The organism is Micromonospora sp. NPDC003944 (assembly GCF_053605225.1).
In genome coordinates this window covers 1-2,482 of sequence record NZ_JBSGIV010000140.1, presented here as the reverse complement: position 1 = coordinate 2,482, position 2,482 = coordinate 1, and the positions used below count along the sequence as shown (strand labels likewise).

At 68.4% G+C, this 2,482-nt stretch carries 2 protein-coding genes; one reads left to right on the top strand and one right to left on the bottom strand.

Going from position 1 to position 2,482, the window contains the following annotated elements:
• Positions 1–80: 80 nt before the first annotated feature.
• Positions 81–479, bottom strand: coding sequence for an RDD family protein (locus tag ACWER9_RS31780; RefSeq protein WP_452305315.1), 399 nt, complete (start codon positions 477–479; stop codon positions 81–83).
• Positions 480–741: 262 nt separating this feature from the next.
• Between ACWER9_RS31780 and glnA the strand changes: the two genes are divergently transcribed.
• Positions 742–2,166, top strand: a complete 1,425-nt coding sequence (gene glnA, locus ACWER9_RS31775) for a type I glutamate--ammonia ligase (RefSeq protein WP_112671701.1) — start codon at positions 742–744, stop codon at positions 2,164–2,166.
• The last annotated feature ends 316 nt before the right edge of the window (positions 2,167–2,482 follow it).

Sequence of the window (2,482 nt, the reverse complement as noted above, 5' to 3'; positions counted from 1 at the left end):
GGGCGCGGGCGCAGGGCGCGGAGCGCGGGCGCAGGGCGCGGGCGCAGGGCGCGGAGCGCGGGCGCAGGGCGCGGGGCGGTTCAGCTGCGGGGGGCGTCGACGATGACCGAGTCGGCGAGTCGGTCGTGCAGGCCACGCCGGTGCTCGTCCATGATGAGCGCGGGGACGACGAGGGCCAGCAGCAGGCCACGGATCAAGCCCCGGAGCACGCCGATCCGGCCGCCGTCGTGCCAGTTCACGCAGCGGATCCTGGTGATGTACATGCCCGGCGTCTGGGTGAACAGGCCGAGGAAGATGCCGTACACCAAGACCAGTACCAGCACCGGCGCCCAGCCGTCACGGACCGGGTCGGCGAAGAAGTTGGACACCAGCAGGCAGAGCACCCAGTCGATGATCAACGCCGCGAACCGCCGACCGAGGCTTGGCGCGGTGAAGCTGGGGTCGGTGGCCGGCGCTGCCGGGAGGTGCGGATTGGTCACAGCGGTCAAGGGTATCCGCGCCGGGATGACGGCCTACCGGGTGCCGCCGCCACTGTGTGCCGATTCAGGCTAAAGGCATCAGATGTCACTACACTGGCACAGTCGGTACGGCGTTCCTGGCGGGCCGGAGGCGTGACAGGGGTGTCGCTGACGCTCCGCGAGGGACGTAACACGGCAGAAACAACGGAGACACGGCCGGGCAACCGCCCGGCCCTAGCGTCGCCAGAAGCCTAGCCACCCCGTGGACGTGCCAGGAGGATGTGTGTTCGCCAATCCCGAGGAACTGCTGCGATACCTCAAGAACGAGGACGTGAAGTTCGTCGACGTTCGTTTCTGTGACCTGCCCGGCGTGATGCAGCACTTCAACCTGCCGGTCGAGTCCGTCAACGACGACCTCTTCACCGACGGCCTCGCGTTCGACGGTTCGTCGATCCGCGGTTTCCAGGCGATCCACGAGTCGGACATGCTCCTGCTCCCGGATGTCGCCACCGCGTTCATCGACCCGTTCCGTGCGCAGAAGACTCTCGCGCTCAACTTCTTCATCCACGACCCGTTCACCCGCGAGGCCTACAGCCGCGACCCGCGTAACGTGGCGAAGAAGGCCGAGGCGTACCTGGCGGCGAGCGGCATCGCCGACACCGCCTACTTCGGCGCCGAGGCGGAGTTCTACATCTTCGACTCGATCCGCCACGAGACCTCGGCGCACCAGTCGTTCTACTACATCGACTCGATCGAGGGCGCCTGGAACACCGGCCGCGAAGAGCCGGGCGGCAACCGTGGCTACAAGACCGCGTACAAGGGCGGCTACTTCCCCGTCCCGCCGGTGGACCACTACGCCGACCTGCGTGACTCGATCGTGCGTCGCCTCGTCGACACCGGCTTCAACGTGGAGCGTTCGCACCACGAGGTGGGCACCGCCGGCCAGTCCGAGATCAACTACCGGTTCTCCACCCTGCTGCACGCCGGTGACCAGCTCCAGCTCTTCAAGTACATCGTGAAGAACGAGGCCTGGGCCAACGGCAAGACCGCGACCTTCATGCCCAAGCCGCTCTTCGGCGACAACGGCTCCGGCATGCACACCCACCAGAGCCTCTGGCTCAACGGCGAGCCGCTGTTCTACGACGAGACCGGCTACGCCGGCCTGTCCGACATGGCCCGCTGGTACATCGGCGGTCTGCTGCACCACGCGCCGTCGCTGCTGGCCTTCACCAACCCGACGATCAACTCGTACCGTCGTCTGGTGCCGGGCTTCGAGGCGCCGGTCAACCTGGTCTACTCGCAGCGCAACCGGTCCGCCTGCACCCGCATCCCGGTGACCGGCGCGAACCCGAAGGCCAAGCGCGTCGAGTTCCGCGTCCCGGACCCGTCGGCCAACGTCTACCTGGCCTTCTCCGCGATGATGATGGCCGGCCTGGACGGCATCAAGAGCAAGATCGAGCCGCCGACGCCGATCGACAAGGACCTCTACGACCTCCCGCCGGAGGAGTGGGGCGACGTCAAGCAGGTGCCGGGCTCGCTGTCGGCCGTGCTCGACTCGCTTGAGGCCGACCACGACTACCTGCTCGACGGTGGTGTCTTCACCCCCGACCTGATCTCCACCTGGGTCGACTGGAAGCGCGCCAACGAGGTCGACCCGGTGCGCCTGCGCCCGACCCCGCACGAGTTCGCCATGTACTACGACTGCTGAGCAGTCCGCTGCACGCCGACTGCTGAGCAGTCACCGCACCACCGGCCGGGCCGGCTCCGCTCACTGCGGAGCCGGCCCGGCTCGTCTGTCCCCCGTCGGCACCCTCCCGTGGCACCGCAACCCCGCGCCTTCCTGCCCCGCCACGCTGCGCCGCGGCGCCGCCACACGCACACGCTTATGCCCATACCCATACCCACGCCCACGCCCACGCCCATGCTCCCCTCGCGCTCAGGCCCGCCCGGGCGCCGAACGCTCGTTGCCAGGCGCAACTACAGGGAAAGTGCTGCCTCCGACGGCCGGGAGGCAGCACTTTCCC